The organism is Janibacter terrae NBRC 107853 (genome assembly GCF_001591405.1).
Classification (GTDB): Bacteria; Actinomycetota; Actinomycetes; order Actinomycetales; family Dermatophilaceae; genus Janibacter; species Janibacter terrae.
This window is the reverse complement of the sequence record NZ_BCUV01000007.1, coordinates 111,406-130,098: the sequence shown is the minus strand read 5'-3', so window position 1 is coordinate 130,098 and position 18,693 is coordinate 111,406. Positions and strand designations below refer to the sequence as shown.

Annotated in this window: 21 protein-coding genes; 13 read left to right on the top strand and 8 right to left on the bottom strand. The window is 72.2% G+C overall.

Features of this window, described 5'->3' with window-relative positions:
* Positions 1 to 94 precede the first annotated feature (94 nt).
* The gene (locus JT1_RS10100) at positions 95 to 1,378 is read left to right on the top strand and encodes a citrate synthase (protein WP_068325750.1); all 1,284 of its coding nucleotides are present in this window, start codon (positions 95 to 97) and stop codon (positions 1,376 to 1,378) included.
* Positions 1,379 to 1,445: 67 nt separating this feature from the next.
* On the opposite strand, the gene JT1_RS10095 is transcribed toward JT1_RS10100, so the two are convergent.
* The 3 genes from JT1_RS10095 to JT1_RS10085 are packed head-to-tail and all read right to left on the bottom strand — an operon-like array spanning position 1,446 to position 3,904.
* The gene (locus tag JT1_RS10095; RefSeq protein WP_255218304.1) at positions 1,446 to 2,321 is read right to left on the bottom strand and encodes a hypothetical protein; all 876 of its coding nucleotides are present in this window, start codon (positions 2,319 to 2,321) and stop codon (positions 1,446 to 1,448) included.
* 2 nt (positions 2,322 to 2,323) lie between these two features.
* The gene (gene dapD / locus JT1_RS10090) at positions 2,324 to 3,256 is read right to left on the bottom strand and encodes a 2,3,4,5-tetrahydropyridine-2,6-dicarboxylate N-succinyltransferase (protein ID WP_068325747.1); all 933 of its coding nucleotides are present in this window, start codon (positions 3,254 to 3,256) and stop codon (positions 2,324 to 2,326) included.
* A gap of 21 nt (positions 3,257 to 3,277) precedes the next feature.
* Positions 3,278 to 3,904, bottom strand: coding sequence for a helix-turn-helix domain-containing protein (locus tag JT1_RS10085; protein ID WP_068325743.1), 627 nt, complete (start codon positions 3,902 to 3,904; stop codon positions 3,278 to 3,280).
* Positions 3,905 to 4,160: 256 nt separating this feature from the next.
* On the opposite strand from JT1_RS10085, the gene dapE reads away from it, so the two are divergent.
* The 7 genes from dapE to JT1_RS10055 all read left to right on the top strand — a co-directional run bounded on the left by dapE (position 4,161) and on the right by JT1_RS10055 (position 9,832).
* Complete coding sequence (dapE, locus tag JT1_RS10080; RefSeq protein ID WP_068325741.1) at positions 4,161 to 5,237, top strand: succinyl-diaminopimelate desuccinylase; 1,077 nt, start codon at positions 4,161 to 4,163, stop codon at positions 5,235 to 5,237.
* Between the two features lie 10 nt (positions 5,238 to 5,247).
* A complete protein-coding gene (locus JT1_RS10075; protein ID WP_068325739.1) occupies positions 5,248 to 6,030 on the top strand; it encodes an LOG family protein in 783 nt (260 codons plus the stop codon).
* Between the two features lie 2 nt (positions 6,031 to 6,032).
* A complete protein-coding gene (locus JT1_RS10070; protein ID WP_068325737.1) occupies positions 6,033 to 6,323 on the top strand; it encodes a DivIVA domain-containing protein in 291 nt (96 codons plus the stop codon).
* Positions 6,301 to 7,617: a putative hexosyltransferase gene (locus JT1_RS10065; RefSeq protein WP_068325735.1), complete on the top strand. Its 1,317-nt coding sequence runs from the start codon at positions 6,301 to 6,303 to the stop codon at positions 7,615 to 7,617. The genes JT1_RS10070 and JT1_RS10065 overlap by 23 nt, the downstream gene beginning before the upstream one ends.
* 142 nt (positions 7,618 to 7,759) lie before the next feature.
* Positions 7,760 to 7,936: a DUF3117 domain-containing protein gene (locus JT1_RS17860; RefSeq protein WP_007923758.1), complete on the top strand. Its 177-nt coding sequence runs from the start codon at positions 7,760 to 7,762 to the stop codon at positions 7,934 to 7,936.
* Positions 7,937 to 8,006: 70 nt separating this feature from the next.
* Complete coding sequence (locus tag JT1_RS10060; RefSeq protein WP_068325734.1) at positions 8,007 to 9,476, top strand: leucyl aminopeptidase family protein; 1,470 nt, start codon at positions 8,007 to 8,009, stop codon at positions 9,474 to 9,476.
* Entirely contained in the window at positions 9,476 to 9,832 is a 357-nt protein-coding gene (locus JT1_RS10055; protein ID WP_068325733.1) for a hypothetical protein, read from the top strand. Before JT1_RS10060 ends, JT1_RS10055 begins: the two co-directional genes overlap by 1 nt.
* A 4-nt stretch (positions 9,833 to 9,836) precedes the next feature.
* On the opposite strand, the gene JT1_RS10050 is transcribed toward JT1_RS10055, so the two are convergent.
* A complete protein-coding gene (locus tag JT1_RS10050) occupies positions 9,837 to 10,475 on the bottom strand; it encodes an O-methyltransferase (RefSeq protein WP_068325732.1) in 639 nt (212 codons plus the stop codon).
* A 67-nt stretch (positions 10,476 to 10,542) separates the two neighbouring features.
* On the opposite strand from JT1_RS10050, the gene sigE reads away from it, so the two are divergent.
* The 3 genes from sigE to JT1_RS10035 are packed head-to-tail and all read left to right on the top strand — an operon-like array spanning position 10,543 to position 12,882.
* Positions 10,543 to 11,175: an RNA polymerase sigma factor SigE gene (sigE, locus tag JT1_RS10045; RefSeq protein ID WP_068329017.1), complete on the top strand. Its 633-nt coding sequence runs from the start codon at positions 10,543 to 10,545 to the stop codon at positions 11,173 to 11,175.
* Between the two features lie 34 nt (positions 11,176 to 11,209).
* Positions 11,210 to 12,502: a S1C family serine protease gene (locus JT1_RS10040; protein WP_068325727.1), complete on the top strand. Its 1,293-nt coding sequence runs from the start codon at positions 11,210 to 11,212 to the stop codon at positions 12,500 to 12,502.
* A gap of 2 nt (positions 12,503 to 12,504) precedes the next feature.
* Positions 12,505 to 12,882 carry a twin-arginine translocase TatA/TatE family subunit gene (locus tag JT1_RS10035; protein WP_068325725.1) on the top strand — a complete coding sequence of 126 codons (378 nt, stop codon included), beginning with the start codon at positions 12,505 to 12,507 and terminating at the stop codon, positions 12,880 to 12,882.
* A gap of 133 nt (positions 12,883 to 13,015) precedes the next feature.
* Here the strand turns inward: JT1_RS10035 and JT1_RS10030 are convergent, their stop codons facing one another.
* The 4 genes from JT1_RS10030 to JT1_RS10015 all read right to left on the bottom strand — a co-directional run bounded on the left by JT1_RS10030 (position 13,016) and on the right by JT1_RS10015 (position 16,594).
* Positions 13,016 to 14,161: an Mrp/NBP35 family ATP-binding protein gene (locus JT1_RS10030; protein ID WP_068325724.1), complete on the bottom strand. Its 1,146-nt coding sequence runs from the start codon at positions 14,159 to 14,161 to the stop codon at positions 13,016 to 13,018.
* 65 nt (positions 14,162 to 14,226) lie between these two features.
* On the bottom strand, positions 14,227 to 14,781 hold the full coding sequence (locus JT1_RS10025) for a DUF1003 domain-containing protein (protein WP_068325722.1): 555 nt from the start codon (positions 14,779 to 14,781) through the stop codon (positions 14,227 to 14,229).
* Positions 14,774 to 16,048 (bottom strand): magnesium transporter MgtE N-terminal domain-containing protein, encoded by a 1,275-nt coding sequence (locus JT1_RS10020; RefSeq protein ID WP_068325720.1) that lies wholly within the window; start codon positions 16,046 to 16,048, stop codon positions 14,774 to 14,776. The genes JT1_RS10025 and JT1_RS10020 overlap by 8 nt, the downstream gene beginning before the upstream one ends.
* Before the next feature lie 36 nt (positions 16,049 to 16,084).
* Positions 16,085 to 16,594: a hypothetical protein gene (locus JT1_RS10015; protein ID WP_068325719.1), complete on the bottom strand. Its 510-nt coding sequence runs from the start codon at positions 16,592 to 16,594 to the stop codon at positions 16,085 to 16,087.
* A gap of 112 nt (positions 16,595 to 16,706) precedes the next feature.
* Between JT1_RS10015 and JT1_RS10010 the strand changes: the two genes are divergently transcribed.
* Positions 16,707 to 17,777, top strand: coding sequence for an HpcH/HpaI aldolase/citrate lyase family protein (locus JT1_RS10010; protein WP_068325717.1), 1,071 nt, complete (start codon positions 16,707 to 16,709; stop codon positions 17,775 to 17,777).
* A 3-nt stretch (positions 17,778 to 17,780) separates the two neighbouring features.
* The gene (locus JT1_RS10005) at positions 17,781 to 18,650 is read left to right on the top strand and encodes an HpcH/HpaI aldolase/citrate lyase family protein (RefSeq protein ID WP_082807607.1); all 870 of its coding nucleotides are present in this window, start codon (positions 17,781 to 17,783) and stop codon (positions 18,648 to 18,650) included.
* The last annotated feature ends 43 nt before the right edge of the window (positions 18,651 to 18,693 follow it).

Sequence of the window (18,693 nt, the reverse complement as noted above, 5' to 3'; positions counted from 1 at the left end):
GGCGCGTGCCGTCGCTCGGGTAGTTTCGGACGTGAAACCGCATGCCCGGGGCCATCGCCTCCGCGGCACGGCACGACCGAAGGGCAGATACCTCATGACCGCTGACGCCACCTTCTCCGCCGCGGGCAAGGACCTGACGTTCCCGCTCGTCGAGGCCTCCGAGGGCAACGACGGCTACAACATCTCCAGCCTGCTCAAGGAGACCGGCAACGTCACCCTCGACGTGGGGTTCGTCAACACAGCCTCCTGCAAGAGCGACATCACCTACATCGACGGCGACGCCGGCATCCTGCGCTACCGCGGGTACCCGATCGACCAGCTCGCCGCGTCCTCCACCTTCGTCGAGGTCGCCTACCTGCTGATCTACGGCGAGCTGCCGACGGCCGACCAGCTGGGTGCCTTCGAGGAGCGCATCTCGCGCCACACGATGCTCCACGAGGACCTCAAGGCCTTCTTCAACGGCTTCCCGCGCGACGCGCACCCGATGCCGGTCCTGTCCTCCGCGGTCTCCGCGCTGGGCACCTTCTACCAGGACAGCCTCGACCCCTTCGACCCCGAGCAGGTCGAGATCTCCACGATCCGCCTCCTCGCGAAGCTGCCGACGATCGCCGCGTACGCGCACAAGAAGAGCGTCGGGCAGCCCTTCCTGTACCCGGACAACTCGCTGAGCCTCACCGAGAACTTCCTGCGGATGACCTTCGGCTTCCCGGCCGAGCCCTACGAGCTCGACCCCGAGCTCGTGCGCGCGCTCGACCAGCTGTTCATCCTGCACGCCGACCACGAGCAGAACTGCTCGACCTCGACGGTGCGCCTCGTCGGCTCGGCCCACGCCAACCTCTTCAACTCCGTCTCCGCCGGCATCCACGCCCTCTCCGGGCCGCTGCACGGTGGCGCCAACCAGGCCGTCCTCGAGATGCTCCAGCAGATCCAGGCGGCCGACCACGGCGCCGAGGACTTCATGAAGAAGGTGAAGAACAAGGAGGACGGCGTCCGCCTCATGGGCTTCGGCCACCGGGTCTACAAGAGCTACGACCCGCGCGCGGCCATCGTCAAGGACACCGCGCACACCATCCTCGAGAAGATGGGCGGCAACGAGCAGCTCGAGATCGCCATGAAGCTCGAGGAGATCGCCCTCGCGGACGACTACTTCGTCGAGCGCAAGCTCTACCCGAACGTGGACTTCTACACCGGCCTGATCTACACGGCCATGGGCTTCCAGCCGAAGATGTTCACCGTCCTCTTCGCCATCGGCCGCCTCCCGGGCTGGATCGCCCAGTGGCGCGAGATGATCGAGGACAAGGACACCAAGATCGGCCGTCCGCGCCAGATCTACACCGGCCCCACCGAGCGCGACTACCTCGGCATCGACAAGCGCTGACCTGTGTCGGCGGCCGTCGGCCCCCTTCGTCCTCGGGCGAAGGGGGCCGACGCGCGTGCGGACCCGCTCAGCCCTCGTGGAGGCGGACGACGACCCGCCCGGCGGGGACGGGCTCGTCGGCGTCCGACCACCCCATGGCGTCCTCGCCGGCACCTCGGGTCCACGTGCGGGCACCGACCTGCACGCTCACGACGTTGCGGGCCTTGGCCTGACCGACCGACCAGGCGCCGACCGCCCAGGCATGGCGCTCGTCGGTCGCGGCGATCGTGACCGTCTGGCCGTCGGCGGTGCCGCTCTGGCCGGTCTCCTCGGACAGGGCCCGGATGAAGGTGTCGGGACGCCCCGCGGCCGTCGGTCCGTCGAGGCGGCAGACGAAGCCCTCGGGGGAGTAGCCGCTCATCGCCGAGGCGATGGTGCGGCCCTCGTGCTCGTGGTCCGCGTAGGCCTGCGGGTACCCGCTGCGCTGGACCTCCTGGGCGATCTCGGTGATGACCATGCCCTCCCAGCCGTCGACCTTGACGAGCGCGTCGTAGAAGGCGGTGGTGGCGTACACCGGGTCCTGCAGCTGCTCCGGTGTGCCCCAGCCCTGGCTCGGCCGCTGCTGGAAGAGGCCGACCGAGTCGCGGTCGCCGTAGGAGAGGTTGCGCAGCTTGCTCTCCTGGATCGCGGTCGCGACGCCGATCGTGCCGGCGCGCGCGGGCAGGCCGCGCTTGACGCCGAGCAGCACGATCGTGCTCGCGTGGTGCATCTGGTCCGGCGCGAAGCTCACGCTCTGCTCGAGCGCGGTCGCCCGGCACTGCTCACCGAGGAAGAGGCCGATCCGGTCCCGGGCGTACCAGGCGCCGACCCCCGCCAGCAGGGCGAGGACGCACACGACCGCGACGACGACCGGCCACCGGGGGGCGCGGTCCTCGTCCAGCGGTGGGTGCGCGGTCCGGGCCACCGTCAGTCGTTGGCGTGCAGCGCGTCGTTGAGCGCGATGCCGTGCCCCGTGCGGTCACGGGCCTCGACGGTGCCGGTGACCGAGTTGCGCACGAAGAGCAGGCCGTCACGGCCGGACAGCTCGGCGGCCTTGACGACCGAGCCGTCGGGCAGCGTGACCTTGGTGCCCGCGGTGACGTACAGACCGGCCTCGACGACGCAGTCGTCGCCGAGGGCGATGCCCACACCGGCCTCGGCGCCGACGAGGCAGCGCTCACCGATCGAGACGCGCTGGGTGCCGCCGCCCGAGAGGGTGCCCATCGTCGACGCACCGCCACCGATGTCGGAGCCGTCGCCAACGACGACGCCCTGGCTGATCCGGCCCTCGACCATGGAGGTGCCGAGCGTGCCGGCGTTGAAGTTGACGAAGCCCTCGTGCATGACCGTCGTGCCGGACGCGAGGTGCGCGCCGAGGCGCACCCGGTCGGCGTCGCCGATGCGCACGCCGGAGGGCGTGACGTAGTCGGTGAGCCGGGGGAACTTGTCGATGCTGCTCACCTGGACCGGGCCGCGGGCGCGCAGGCGGGCACGAGTGGACTCGAAACCCTCGACCGCGCACGGGCCGTGGTTGGTCCACACGACATTGCTCAGCTGGCCGAAGAGGCCGTCGAGGTTGATCGTGTTGGGCGCGACGAGCCGGTGCGAGAGCAGGTGCAGGCGCAGGTAGGCGTCGGACGCACCCTCGGGGGCGGCGTCGAGGTCGATGGCGACGGTGACGACCTCGGTGCGCACACCGCGGGCCTCGTCCTCGCCGGCGAGGGAGAGCAGCTCCGGCGGGACCTGCGTCGCCTCCGGTGCCTCCCCGAGGACCGGCTCGGGGTACCAGGTGTCGAGGATGGTGCCGTCGGTCGTCACGGTGGCCACTCCGTGGCCCCAGGCTGCGCGCGTCGTCGTCATGGGGCGAATCCTACGAAACCCTCACCGCGGCCGCCGCCAGGTCCACTCGGGCTCCTGCTCGACGTCGCCGGGGACCAGACCGCGGTCGCTCTCGCTGTTCCAGGTGACCTCGCCGTGCGGCGGGAGCCGCCGGCCCCGGGCGTCGCGGGCCAACAGCTCCACGGTGCCCCACGTCTCGTCCGGATCCTCGCCGTGCCCCGGCTCGGTGTCCGTGCCGACCGGCACGATCGCCAGACGGAACCCGGCGTGCCGCAGCAGGCTCTCGATCTTGTGCACGCTCAGACTGGCGCCGTGGCGCTCGGCTCGATTGAGGCTCGGCTGGCTCCAACCCAGGGCGTCGGCCAGCGCGCGCTGGCTCAGGCGCTCCAGCCGCCGGTGCCGTCGGCTGACGAGGCCGATCCGGGCCCCGATGTCGAGTGCGGTCCGTCGGGCCTGCAGGGCCTGCGTGCGCAGAGGCGACGTGCGGCCGGGCAGGTCTGGGTAGGACCGATCTCGAGGTGGAGGCAGCTCTGGCCACAGGAGGCAGTCCAAGCAGTCCTCGCACCCGCCCGGGCCGAGCTCGTCGCAGGTCGCACACGGCACGGGGCAGATCACCTGGTCGCCGGAGTCATCGATGATCAGAGGGTCGTCGTGGCGTTCTTCGTCCATGGCCCATCGTGGGTCCGACGCCACGCGCGTGACGTCGCCGTCGTGACCCTGTGGGCAGCGCACCGCCGGGGGTCGGCTCTGTGGACGACCACGGGTATCGAGGTTCGCCCGGCACTTCACCCCTGACTCGTACCCTGGATGGCTGGTCGGCTCCGGAGCAGGTCGCTCTGACGCCGGGGTGCACGCGGCAGGTGATCCACGGGACGAGTCAGGACCGAAGGGACGGAGACGACCCCGGGTGCCTAGGCTGGCGACCATGCCGAGCCTGGATCTCACCGCCGACGTCGTCACCCTCACCCAGCAGCTGTGCGACATCGAGTCCGTCAGCCACGACGAGGCCGCGATCGCCGACGCGATCGAGACGGCGCTGACCCCCCTTCGTCATCTCGAGGTGATCCGCCGGGGCAACACGGTCATCGCGCGCACCGACCTCGACCGCGACGAGCGGGTCGTGCTCGCCGGGCACATCGACACCGTGCCGCTGACGAGCGACCCGGCCAACCTGCCGACCCGCCGCGAGAGCGTCGGCGGTGTCGACGTCCTCTGGGGCCGCGGGACCGTGGACATGAAGGGCGGCGTCGCCGTCCAGCTCAAGGCCGCCCTCGTCGAGGAGCCGAGCCGCGACGTCACCTTCCTCTTCTACGAGGCCGAGGAGGTCGACGCGGTGTACAACGGTCTGCAGCTGCTCGCGGAGTCCGACCCGCAGCTGCTCGCCGCCGACTTCGCCGTCCTCCTCGAGCCGACCAACGCCATGGTCGAGGGAGGGTGCAAGGGGACCATGCGGGTCGAGGTCGTCACCAAGGGGATCGCCGCGCACTCGGCCCGCCCGTGGAACGGCCACAACGCGATCCACGACGCCCACGAGGTCCTCGCCGCGCTCGCCGCGCACGAGGAGCAGACCGTGACCGTCGACGGCCTCGACTACCACGAGGCCCTGCAGGCCGTCGGCATCTCCGGTGGCATCGCCGGCAACGTCATCCCGGACTCGTGCAGCGTCCTGGTCAACTACCGCTTCTCACCGGACAAGGACGCCGAGGCCGCCCTCGCCTACGTGCAGACCGTCCTGCCCGGCCGCGAGCTGCACCTGCGCGACGTCGCGGAGGGGGCGCGTCCCGGGCTCGACCTGCCGGCCGCGCAGGCCTTCGTCGCCGCGCTCGACGTGCCCGTCGGGCCCAAGGAGGGCTGGACCGACGTCGCGCGGTTCAGCGCGCTCGGCATCCCAGCGGTCAACTTCGGGCCGGGTGACCCCAACCTCGCCCACCACGACGAGGAGCGCTGCCCCGTCGAGCAGATCACGACGGCGGAGGCGGCCGTGCTCCGCTGGCTCGCGTAGGGTCGCGACCGTGACGGATCAGGGGAAGCAGCCCGCCAGCGACCGGTGGTACCACAAGGGGCCCGTCGTCATGCGCGGCCGTCAGGTGCCCAAGTCGACGACCGACCAGCGGCTGCTGGACGACCGCGGCCACGCCGACTGGCTGCACACCGACCCCTGGCGCGTCATGCGCATCCAGGCCGAGTTCGTCGAGGGCTTCGGCGCGCTCGCCGAGCTCGGGCCGGCTGTGAGCATCTTCGGCAGCGCGCGCACCGCGCCCGGCTCCGCGGACTACGTCCAGGGCATCGAGCTCGGTCGCCTCCTGGCCGAGGCCGGCTACGCCGTCATCACCGGTGGCGGTCCCGGCGCCATGGAGGCCGCCAACCGCGGTGCCCGCGAGGCGGGCGGCACGAGCGTGGGCCTGGGCATCGAGCTGCCCTTCGAGGCCGGTCTGAACCCCTACTGCGACCTCGGCATCAACTTCCGCTACTTCTTCGCCCGCAAGACGATGTTCGTCAAGTACAGCGAGGGCTTCGTCGTGCTCCCGGGCGGCTTCGGCACCCTCGACGAGGTCTTCGAGGCCGTGACGCTCGCGCAGACGGGCAAGGTGACGAGCTTCCCGATCATCCTCGTCGGCACCGCGTACTGGGGCGGGCTCATCGACTGGCTGCGCGGCTCCGTCCTCGACGGGGGCATGATCAGCGCCGAGGACATCGACCGTCTCCACGTGACCGACGACCTCGCCGAGGCCGTCGAGTACCTCGTGCGCGAGTCCGCCCGGGTACGTCCCGAGCCGGCGAAGCAGCCGGAGTAGCCGTGGTCTGGATCTTCTTCATCCTCGTCGCGCTCCTCGTCGTCGTCGCCCTCGCGGCCGTCGTCACGGGTCGCTTCACCCCGGACCCGATGGCCGAGCCGGTCCGCTCGACCCCGCACCACGGTCTGCCGTCGGACCCGGTCTCCGCGCCCGACATCGACCTCGTCCGCTTCGACACGGCACTGCGGGGTTACCGGATGGACCAGGTGGACGACGTCCTGGACCGGCTCCAGCAGCGCCTCGCCGAGCTCGAGGACGTCCAGCGCCGTCATGACGACCCGCCCCGCGACTGACCCCGCCACCACGGGCGAAGGGGGGACCCCCCACCCCGCCCGGTGGCGCACCTCCGCGGGCCGCTCCGAGCTGGCCCGGGTCGCCCTGGCCCACCCGGTCCGCTCGCTGCTCGTCATCTACGCCCTGAGCCGGGCCGTCGCGCTGCTCGGCATCTGGGTCGCGGCGAGCTACTACCAGTCGCCCGCCGGCGTCGGCCACCTCGACCCGGGCCTGGCCGACATGTTCCGCCTGTGGGACACCGAGTGGTACCGACGGATCGTCACCGACGGCTACCCGATCCCGCTGCCGGCCGACCCGGAGACGGGCTCGATCACCTACAGCGCCTGGGCCTTCTTCCCGCTCTTCCCGGCGCTCGTGCGCCTGGTCATGCTCACGGGACTGGGCTTCACCGCGTCGGCCGTCGTGCTCAACCTCGCTCTCGGCGCCGCCGCGACGGTGCTGGTGTGGAAGGTCCTGAGCTTCCCCGGGCACGCCGCGAGCCAGCCGGCCCGCGAACGGCTCGCCTTCGTCGCGACCGCCCTCTGGTGCTTCTACCCGGCCACGGGCGTCATGCTCCTGCCGTACACCGAAGCCCTCGCGGCCGCGCTCATCGCCGGCGCCCTCCTCATGCTCATGCGCGGCCGCTACCTCACCGTGGCCGCCATCGCCCTGCTGCTCGGCTTCACCCGCGGCGTCGCCGCGCCGCTCGGGCTCGCGGTCCTCGCCCACCTGTGGCTGCGCTGGCGCGAGGACCGGGAGAGCGGCTCGGCCACCTTCGCCCACGACCGCACCCGGATCGCGGTCATGGTGCTGGCGACCGGGATCTCCGGCGTCGCCTGGCCGCTCACGGTCGGGTACCTGTCGGGGCTGCCGGACGCCTTCTTCCAGGTGCAGGCCGCGTGGGGGCAGCGCCCGGACCAGGGCCCCTTCGTCCTCTGGTTCAGCTGGGCCTGGGAGCAGCGCGGGCTCCTCGCGGTGATCGTCATGGTCGCGCTCGTCGGGACGTACCTCGCGCTCGTCGTCGGTCGCCACGGCGCGTGGATCCCGATCGAGGTGCGGATGTGGGCGCTCGTCTACCCGCTCTACCTCTTCGCGGTCGTGCGGCCGATCACGAGCATGTGGCGCTTCCTCCTGCTGGACTTCCCCCTCGCCGCCCTGCTCGCCTCGGTGGTCGTGCGCACCTCGTCCGGCGGCCGGGTCGTGCGGCACTGGCGCCGCCGGGCCGCGCTGGTCGTCGTGGTGCTCGCGGCCGGTGTCCTCGCCTGGTCCAGCGGTCTGCTGCCGTACGTGCCGTGGCACGTCACCCCGCCGTGACCCGTGGCGGGCCGCGGTGTGCTGCAAGGGACCTGATTAGGAGCCCGGCAGCCCACAGGTGGATAATGGCGCTCAGCGTCGACGCGAGGGCGTCGTCCGGTCGGGGTGAGGCTCCGACCGGTGGAGATCGAAGGGAACGCACATGGCGGCAATGAAGCCACGCACGGGGGACGGTCCTCTCGAGGTCGTCAAGGAGGGCCGCGGGATCGTCCTGCGCATGCCGCTCGAGGGCGGTGGCCGGCTCGTCGTCGAGATGAAGCCGGACGAGGTGCTCGCCCTCGGCGAGGCCATCGACAACTGCGAGGGCCTGCAGAAGTAGTCCCGAAGAGGAGCCCCCGGGCGTCGAGCGCCCGGGGGCTCCCGCATGCCCGGGTGGGTAGGGTCGGGGGGTGCCCGAGACCGATCTGCTGTCCCCGCCCACGACCGACCTGACGACCGCGCCGGACCTCGCCGCAGCGCTCGCCGACGCCACGGGCGAAGGGGGGATCGACCTCCTCGTCGTCGACGCGGCCCACCTGTCCGCCCTCGCCGACGCGGGCGTCGCGCTGCCGGACGGCGCAGCGGGCCTGCTCGTCGACGCCGACGACCTCGTCGAGCTCACCCGGCCGGACGCCTCCCGCTCCATCGCCCGGGTGGCCGGGGTGGCGACCCCCGCGGACCGGGACGCGCTGCGACGCCTGGGTGCCCGCGCCGGACGGGCCGGTGCCGACCTCGGCCGGGTCGTCGTCGCGGTCGCCGCCGACGACCTGCGCCCGCTCGTCGAGGGCCTCGTCCTCGGCGGGTATCGCTCCGCCAGACGGGGCCCGGAGGGACCCGTGCCGGGCCTGCAGCCCGCGGCCGCGACGGTGCTCGTCACCGACGGCGCCGCGCTCGACGTCGACCACGTCGTGGCCGTGACCTCCGCGAGCCTCGTCGCGCGCAACCTCGCCAACACGCCGTCCAACCTCAAGGACCCGCAGTGGATGGTCGAGCGGGCCCGTGAGGTGGCCGAGCGGCGTGGCCTCGAGATCGAGGTGTGGGACGAGCAGCGGCTCGCCGCAGAGGGTTTCGGCGGGCTGCTGGCCGTGGGCGGCGGCTCGGTGCGTCCGCCGCGCCTGGTGCGCCTCACCCACGGGACGAAGGGGGAGTCGCCGCACGTCGTCCTCGTCGGCAAGGGCATCACCTTCGACACCGGTGGCATCAACGTCAAGCCCGCTGCGGGCATGGTCTCGATGCGCACCGACATGTCCGGCTCGGCGGTCGTCCTGTCGGTCATCGACGCGGTCGCCCGCCTCGACCTGCCGGTGCACCTGAGCGTCCTGCTGCCCTTGGCGGAGAACGCCTTCGGTGAGGCCTCCTACCGGCCGAGCGATGTCATCGCCCCGTACGGCGGGCGCCGCACGGTCGAGGTGACCAACACCGACGCCGAGGGCCGCATCGTGCTGGCCGACGCGCTCGCCTACGCGGACGATCACCTCGAGCCCGACGTGCTCGTCGACGTCGCGACGCTCACCGGCGCGGCGCGCGTGGCGCTTGCGCGGAGCATGGCCGCCCTCTTCACCCCGGACGACGCGCTCGCCGAGGAGCTGTCGGCCGCCGGCGCGGCGACCGGCGAGCCGTACTGGCGACTGCCGCTGCACGAGGAGTACCGCGCGTACCTGCGCAGCGACGTCGCCGACCTCGACAACGCGCCGGGCAAGGTCGGTGCGGTCACCGCGGCCCTCTTCCTCCAGGAGTTCGTGGGGGAGCGCCGCTGGGCCCACCTCGACATCGCCGGTCCCGGGCGTTCGGATGATGACACGGGCCTGCTGAGCGTCGGCGCCACTGGTTACGGTGCCCGGACACTGTTGACCTGGCTGGAGCAGCCTGAGGGGATCTGATGAACGCTGGATACGGACTCGCCGTGCGCTGGTCGCTGACCGAGGCGCCCGGTGACGTCGCCGAGCAGCTGCGGGAGTATGTCGTCGGGACCTCGATGGCCAACTTCATGTTCCTCGACGGGCTGGCCTTCAAGACCTGGCGCATGCGCGAGGGCGAGTGGTTCGAGGGCACCTACGTCTTCGACGCCGCCAAGGACCGCGACGACTTCTGCGCGGAGTTCACGGCCACCGCCCCGGACTCGGCCGGCACCAGGATCATCGGCTCCGCGCCGATCGAGATCACGCCCTTCGAGGTCGTGGCCATCGCCGAGGGCCCGGCGCAGTTCCGCCGCGGGCCCGGCCCCGGCAGCGTCTGAGCCGTCAGCCCGCGCGCTTGACGGCGGTCAGCAGGCCGTCGCCCACCGGCAGCAGGCTGACGACGAGCCGGTCGTCGTCGCGCAGCTGCTTGCCGAGGTCCCGCAGCAGCACCGTCGTCGCGTCCCGGGCGGCCGGGTCGGCCACCTTGTCGTGCCAGAGCATGTTGTCCATCGCGAGGACCCCGCCGGGGCGCAGCAGCCGCACGGCGTGCTCGACGTAGGCCGGGTAGCCCTCCTTGTCGGCGTCGATGTGCACGAGGTCGTAGGACGCGTCGTTCATCCGCGGCAGCACGTCGAGCGCACGGCCCGTGATGACGCGGGTGCGGTGCGCGGCGTAGCCGGCGGCGGTGAAGGAGCGCTTGGCCCGCATGACGTGCTCGGGCTCGATCTCGATCGAGGTGAGCACCCCGTCCTCGGGCATCCCGTCGAGGAGCCACAGACCGGACGTGCCCGCGCCGGTCCCGATCTCGACCACGTGCCGCGCCCCGGACGCGGCCGCGAGGAGGCGAAGGGCGGCGCCCCCGCCCGTACCGATCGGCACCGCACCGAGCCCGGTCCCCGTGCGACGGGCGGACTCGAGGGTCTCGTCCTCGGGGACGAACTGCTCGGCATAGGCAAGGCTGGTGAGCTGGGCAGCGGTCATGGGAGTCCACCCTAGTCGCGGACGACGTCACAGACTTCCTTCAGGTTGGGCGCCCAGAGTGGTGCGGGTGACCAGCGAAGCGACCGCCAGCACCGCGCCCGCGCCCGTCGAGGGATGGGTCCCGCCGACGTGGGCCGAGGTGGTCGAGCAGCACAGCGAGCGGGTCTACCGCCTCGCGTACCGCCTGACCGGGGACGTCCACGACGCCGAGGACCTCACCCACGACGTCTTCGTCCGGGTCTTCCGCTCGCTCGACGGCTACACGCCCGGCACCTTCGAGGGCTGGCTGCACCGCATCACGACCAACCTCTTCCTCGACAAGGCCCGGCGCAAGCAGCGCATCCGCTTCGACGCCCTGACCGACGAGTTCGCCGCGCGGCTCCACAGCGGCACCGCGAGCCCCGAGCAGATCGTGCTCGCGCACCACCTCGACGGCGACGTGCAGCGCGCCCTGGATGCCCTGCCGCCGCAGTTCCGTGCCGCGGTCGTCCTCTGCGACATCGAGGGGCTGACCTACGACGAGGTCGCCGAAGCGCTCGACATCAAGCTCGGCACCGTCCGCTCCCGCATCCACCGCGGCCGCGCCCTGCTCCGGGAGAGCCTCGAGCACCGCGCGCCGAAGCCCACGACCCGGACCGAGAGCCGTCGTCGTGGCGGGTCGGGCTTCCCGATGGCCCGACCGGTCACCGGGACCCTGTGACACCCCCTTCGTCCGACAAGGCACAATCAAGGCCATGAGCTCTCCGCAGCCCGGCGAGGAGCCGCGTCCCGACGGCCAGCCTCCCACCGAACCCGTGCCGGTCGCCGGCGCGGGGGAGCCGGTGCCCCGCACGCAGCCCGTCGAGCCGGGTCCGTACCTGCCGTACGAGAGCTTCGCGTCCCCGCAGCAGCCGGGGCCGGCCGCGTACGCGGGCCCGCAGCAGGCACCGCCGACGCCTCGCCGCGGACCCGGCTGGGGCGGCGCGCTCGCGATGACTGCGGCAGCCGCGCTGCTCGCCGGCGGCGTCGGGGGCATCGGCGGCGGACTCGTCGCGGCTGAGGGCGGCGGTGGACCGACGATCGTCACGCGCGGGGACGACCCGACCCGACGCGCCGACGGCTCGGTCGCCGACATCGCGGCCGACGCGGTGCCGAGCGTCGCGACCGTGCGCGTCAGCGGTGCGGGCGGCGGCGGGACCGGCTCGGGCTGGGTCTACGACGACCGCGGGCACGTCGTCACCAACAACCACGTCGTCGCTGCGGCCGGCGACTCCGGCAAGGTGAGCATCGAGCTGCCCGACGGCAGCCGCCGGGCGGCCGAGGTGGTCGGTCGCGACAGCTCCTACGACCTCGCCGTCCTCGAGGTCGACCCCGACGGGCTGGAGGCACTCGAGATCGGCACCTCCGAGGACGTGGTCGTCGGCGACGAGGTCGTCGCCGTCGGCTCCCCGCTGGGTCTGGGGTCGACGGTCACCGCCGGCATCGTCTCCGCGCTCGAGCGGCCGGTGACCGCGGGGGAGGCGGGGGACGAGTCCTTCATCTCCGCGATCCAGACCGACGCCGCGATCAACCCCGGCAACTCCGGCGGGCCGCTCCTGGACGACCGGGGACATGTCATCGGGGTGAACACCGCCATCGCGCAGGTGCCCGGCCAGCAGCAGGCCACCGGGTCGATCGGCGTGGGCTTCGCGATCCCCTCCGACGTCGTCGTGCGCACCGTCGACCAGCTGATCGCGACCGGCAGGGCCGAGCACCCGATCATCGGGGTCAGCCTCGACCGTCGCTACACGGGCCAGGGCGCCAAGGTCCTCGAGGACGCCGACGTCGACTCCGGCGCGGCCGTCGTCCCCGACGGGCCCGCTGACCGCGCGGGCATCGAGCCGGGCGACGTCATCACCGAGCTCGACGGCCGCCGCATCACCGATCTCGAGCAGCTGATCGTGCGGATCAGGGCCAAGGCCGTCGGCGACGAGGTCACCCTCAAGGTCCTCAGGGACGGCTCGGAGCAGGAGCTGTCGATGACGCTCGAAGCCGCGAAGGAGAACTAGCGATGCCGGTGCACGGGACCGAGTTCCTCGTCCTCATCCTGCTCGCCTTCATCATCCTGGGGCCCAAGCAGCTGCCGGAGTACGCGGCGAAGCTCGCCCGCCTCGTCGTCAAGGCCCGCCGCATGGCCAACGACGCCAAGGTCCAGCTCAAGGAGCAGATGGGGCCCGAGTACGAGGACCTCGACTGGCGCCAGTACGACCCGCGCCAGTACGACCCTCGCCGCATCGTCAAGCAGGCCCTGCTCGAGCCGCTCGACGACGCGTTCTCGACCCGCGACGCCTTCTCGGTCGACGACGAGCCCGCGGCGACCGCCGAACCGCGCGCGGGGCTGGCCGCGCCCCTCGCCACCGGCACCCCCTGGGACCGCGACGCGACCTGATCGACCGTTCGTCTGCATTCCCCTAGGGCAATGCAGGGTTCTCGACCGTTCGCGTGCATTCCCCTAAGGCAATGCAGAGGGAAGGGGGCGAGGAGACCCGGTCTCCTCGCCCCCTTCGTCGTGCTGCCGGGTGTCAGCGACCCATCGGGGTCAGGCCGAGGCTGCGGCCGGCGAGGCCGCGGGAGCGGGTCGCCAGACCGCGGGCGATCCCGCGCAGCGCCACCGCCGCGGGGCCGTCGGGGTTGGACAGCACGGCCGGCTCGCCGTTGTCGGAGCCCTCGCGCAGCGAGACGTCGAGCGGGATCTGGCCGAGGAGGGGGACGTCGGCGCCGACGGTCCGGGTCAGCGAGTCGGCGACGGCCTGGCCACCACCGGAGCCGAAGAGCTCCTGGCGCGAGCCGTCGGGCAGCTCGAGCCAGGACATGTTCTCGATGACGCCGACGAGGCGCTGGTGGGTCTGCATGGCGATGGACCCGGCGCGCTCGGCGACCTCGGCGGCGGCCTGCTGCGGGGTCGTCACGACGAGGATCTCGCTGTTGGGGATGAGCTGCGCGATCGAGATGGCGATGTCACCCGTGCCCGGCGGCAGGTCGAGCAGGAGGACGTCGAGGTCGCCCCAGAAGACGTCGCCGAGGAACTGCTGCAGCGCGCGGTGCAGCATCGGGCCGCGCCAGACGACCGGCTGGTTGCCGGGAACGAACATGCCGATCGAGATGACCTTCACGTCCGAGGCGATGGGCGGCAGGATCATGTCGTCGACCTGCGTCGGGGCGTGCGTCACGCCGAGCATGCGCGGGATGGAGAACCCGTAGATGTCCGCGTCGACGACACCCACCTTGAGGCCCTCGGCGGCGAGTGCGGCGGCGAGGTTGGCGGTGATCGAGGACTTGCCGACGCCACCCTTGCCGGAGGCGATCGCGTAGACGCGGGTCAGCGAGCCGGGCTTGGCGAAGGGGATCTCCTTCTCCGCCTGGCCACCGCGCAGGTGGGTCTTGAGCTCGGCACGCTGCTCGTCGTTCATCACCCCGAGCGTGACCTTGACGTCGGTGACGCCCTCGATGGCGGCGAGCGCCGTGGTCGTGTCGGTCGTCAGGGTGTCCTTCATCGGGCACCCGGAGACGGTCAGCAGGATGGTCGCGGAGGCGAGGCCGTCGGCGTCGACCGCGGCCGTCTCGACCATGCCGAGCTCGGTGATCGGGCGACGGATCTCGGGGTCGATGACGGTGCTCAGCGCGTCACGCAGCTGCTCGTCGGTGATCGTGGGGTGGGTCGAGGCCATTGGCCCATGGTAGATCGGCCGTGGCACGGCTCCGAATGCGGTACCCCGCCGGGTGTGCGCCGCGCTCAGCGCTCGCGCGGGGAGTCGAGCCGTCCGTCCGGGCCGGCGTCATGTCGCTCGACGCCCTTGCGCTCCAGCTCCTCGAGCAGGTCGCGCAGCTCGCCGCGGATGAAGTCGCGGGTCGCGGCGTCGCGCAGGGCGATGCGCAGGGCCGCGACCTCGCGCGTCAGGTACTCGGTGTCGGCGAGCGCCCGCTCGGCCTGCACCCGGTCCTGCTCCAGCGCCACCCGGTCGCGGTCGTCCTGCCGGTTCTGCGCGAGGAGGATCAGCGGCGCCGCGTAGGAGGCCTGGAGCGACAGGATGAGCGTGAGCAGCGTGTAGTTGAGCGCCCGGGGGTCGAACTGCGCGGCCTGCGGGGCGAAGGTGTTCCACGCCAGCCAGACGACGACGAAGAGCGACATCCAGATGAGGAAGCGCGGCGTGCCCATGAACCGCGCGAACTTCTCCGAGATGACGCCGAAGGACTCGCTCGAGAAGGCCGACGGTCGCTGGATGAGCCGGCGCCGCACCTCCTGCGGGGTGTCGACGCGGCTCTGGCGGCGCTCGTTGCGCTCAGTCATCGGTCACCTCGTGCCGCTCCTCACGCCAGTCCTCGGGGAGGATGTGGTCGAGGACGTCGTCGACCGTCACCGCGCCGAGCAGGTGCTCGCCCTCGTCCACGACGGGCGCCGAGATGAGGTTGTACGTCGCGAGCGTGCGGGTCACCTGACCGAGCGGGGCCTCGGGGCGAAGGGGGTCGATCGCCTTGTCGAGGTAGCGCCCGATGCTCTCGTGGGGCGGCTCGCGCAGCAGGCGCTGGATGTGGATCATGCCGAGGTACTTGCCGGTCGGCGTCTCGAGCGGGGGGCGGCAGACGTACACGGTCGCCGCCAGCGCCGCGGTGGTCTCCTCGCGTCGCACGACGGCGAGCGCCTCGGCGACGGTGTCCTCGGGCGCGAGCACGACCGGCTCGGTCGTCATGAGACCACCGGCGGTGTTCTCGTCGTAGCTGAGCAGGCGCCGCAGCGGCTCGGCGTCGTCGGGCTGCATGAGCTGCAGCAGCGTCTCCATGCGCTCCGGCGGCAGGACCGAGAGCAGGTCCGCCGCGTCGTCGGGGTCCATGGCCTCGAGGACGTCCGCGGCGCGGGACTGGGTGAGCAGCCGGAGGATCTCGGCCTGGTCGTCGTCGCCCATCTCCTGCAGGACGTCGGCGAGCCGGTCGTTGTCGAGCGCGGCGATGACCGCCTCGCGCCGCTCGGGCGCCAGGTCGGCGATGACCTCGGCGAGGTCGGCGACCTTGAGGTCCTCCACCGACTCCAGGAGCTTGACGGCCGAGTGCTCCGCGGCGCTCACCGACGCGGACAGGCCGGTGACGTCCTCGACCGGCACGGTGAAGGTCTCGCCACGACGGCGCACGAGCAGCCCCCGGCGGGCCTGCCGACCGGCCCGCACGAAGACCTTGGTGACCGACCAGCTGCGGCTCGCCGACTGCTCGACACCGATGTCCTCGACCGTGGCCTCGACCTCGCCGTCGTCGGTGCGCACCGTGACCGGCCGCTCGAGCAGGTCGGCGAGCACGAGCGTCTCGGTGGCCCGCTGCTCGAAGCGGCGCATGTTGACCAGGCCGGTCGTGATGACCTGGCCGCCCTCGACGGAGGTCACCCGGGTCATGGGCACGAAGACGCGCCGGCGACCGGGCACCTCGACGACGAGGCCGATGACCCTGGGTCGGCGCGAGGGGGAGAAGCTGACGACGACGTCGCGCACCCGGCCGACCTGGTCACCGAGGGGGTCGAAGACGTTGAGGCTCGCCAGTCGCGCGACGTAGAAACGGGTGGGAGCACTCACGACCCACAGCCTAACGGCGCGTCCCGCGCCCGCCCGTCAGCCGCGACGCGCGCCGCGACCGCCGAGGTGCCACGGTCGGCGCACCCGCGTGGCGGCCTCGCCGGCGGTGACGCGAGCGGCGGCGCGGCCCCCTTCGCCCGGCTGTCCGGGAGCCTGCACCGGGGCGCCGAAGGGGGAGAGGAGCCACACCGTGGACGCCTCCCGCCAGCGGTCGAGCAGGTCGGCCGGGGCGTTGAGGCGCTCGCCGAGGAGGGCGGTCGTCGCGGGCTCCCACCACGGGTTGTCGGGCGGGAGGGTCTGCGCGCGGGCGCGCAGCGTGAGCAGGCGGCCGCCGTCGCCCTTGCTGCGCAGGACGACCTCGACCTGCTCCGGGATCGGGCCGAGGTCGGCCTCGGCGCCGCCGGAGACGAGCAGGACGTGACCGTCGAGGTCGTCGGACCCCGTCGCGAACCACGTCAGGCGCTCGCCGCCGGCGAGGCGCAGCCAGAGGACGCCGGACTTCGACAGCGCCTCGGTCGTGAGCGCGGAGAGGTTGACCTCGGACATGCCCCACACCCTAGGCGCGTCCGGGTGACGTGCGTCATGAACCGCGGCCCGGGTGCGCTGCTAGGTTGCGCGGGATCCCCCTTCGCCACCCTGAGAGGACTCGAGCCAGCCCATGCGCAGCGCCAAGGACTTCTTCGCCCCCCTCGCCGTCGGGGCGCCCGCCCCGGTCCGCGAGGTCCCGGCGCGACCCAGCCGGATGATCCACTTCTTCGACCCGAGCAACGAGAAGATGGCCGCCAAGATCCCGGCCATGGTCGGCGTCTCGGATGTGCTCCTCGGCAACCTCGAGGACGCCGTCGTCGCGGAGAAGAAGGAGGCGGCCCGCCTCGGTCTCGTGAGGATCGCCCGGGACACCGACTTCGGCGAGCACACGCAGCTGTGGACCCGCGTCAACTCCCTCGACAGCCCGTGGGTCCTCGACGACCTCACGACGCTCGTCACCGAGATCGGCGACAAGCTCGACGTCATCATGGTCCCCAAGGTCCAGGGCCCCGAGGACATCCACTACGTCGACCGTCTCCTCGCGCAGCTCGAGGCGAAGGGGGGCGTCCAGCGCCCGATCCTCGTCCACGCGATCCTCGAGACCGCGCGCGGCGTCGCCAACGTCGAGGCGATCGCGGGCGCGAGCCCGCGCATGCAGGGCATCTCGCTCGGTCCGGCCGACCTCGCCGCCGACCGCCGGATGAAGACCACCCGCGTCGGTGGCGGCCACCCCGGCTACCTCGTCCGCCAGGACCCGACGCGTGGTGACGACGGGACGCCCGACTACCAGGGCCAGCGCGCCGTCTTCCAGCAGGACCTGTGGCACTACACGATCGCGCGGATGGTCGACGCCTGCGCGACGCACGGGATCTTCCCCTTCTACGGCCCCTTCGGCGACATCAAGGACGTCGTGGCCTGCGAGGACCAGTTCCGCAACGCCTTTCTCCTCGGCTGCGTCGGCGCGTGGAGCCTGCACCCGGTGCAGATCGACATCGCCAAGAAGGTCTTCAGCCCCTCCGCGGAGGACGTCGCGCACGCACGCCGGGTCAAGGAGGCCATGCCGAGCGGCGGCGGCGCCGTGATGCTCGACGGCAAGATGGAGGACGACGCCAGCTACAAGCAGTGCATGGTGATCCTCGAGCTCGCCGAGCGACTGTCCGCCAACGACCCGGAGCTCGCGAAGCTCTACGCGGAGGCCTGAGCCGTGGCCGACAGCGCCTACACCCCCCGCCGCTCGGTCCTCTACATGCCGAGCTCCAACGCCCGCGCGCTGGACAAGGCCAAGACCCTGCCCGTCGACGCGCTGATCCTCGACCTGGAGGACGCGGTCGGTCCCGACGACAAGCCGGCCGCGCGCGAGGCCGCCTGCGCCGCGGTGCAGTCCGGTGAGTACGGCGACCGGGAGCTGACGATCCGGGTCAACGGGATCGGTACCCAGTGGCACGACGAGGACATCGCCGCCGCGTCGAAGGCCGGCCCGCACGGCATCGTCGTGCCCAAGGTCGACAGCGCGGACCAGGTGCGACAGCTCGTCGCCGCGATGGAGGCCGCCGGCGCCCCCGAGCACACCAAGCTCTGGGCGATGATCGAGACCCCCGCGGCCATCTTCAACGCCCGCGAGATCGCGCACGCCTCGGACCGCCTCGTCGCCTTCGTCCTCGGCACCAACGACCTGGTCAAGGAGCTGCAGGCGGCGCACGTGCCCGGGCGCACGCCCCTGGTCACCTCGCTGTCGCTGGCGCTGCTCGCCGGTCGCGAGGCCGGCATCGCCGTCCTCGACGGCGTGTACAACGCGGTCAAGGACATCGAGGGCTTCACCGCGGAGTGCGAGCAGGGCCGCGACATGGGCTTCGACGGCAAGACGCTGATCCACCCCGGTCAGGTCGAGGTCTGCAATGCCACCTTCGCGCCGAGCCAGGAGGCCGTCGAGGAGGCGCAGGGCATCCTGCAGGCCTGGGAGGACGGCGCCGGCACCGGTGTCGTGACCTTCAACGGCAAGATGATCGAGAACCTGCACGTCGACATCGCCCACCGCGTCCTCGCGACGCACGAGGCCATCGTCGCCCGCGGCTGATCCTACGACGGGTCCGTCACGGCTCGGACACGACACGCGCTCG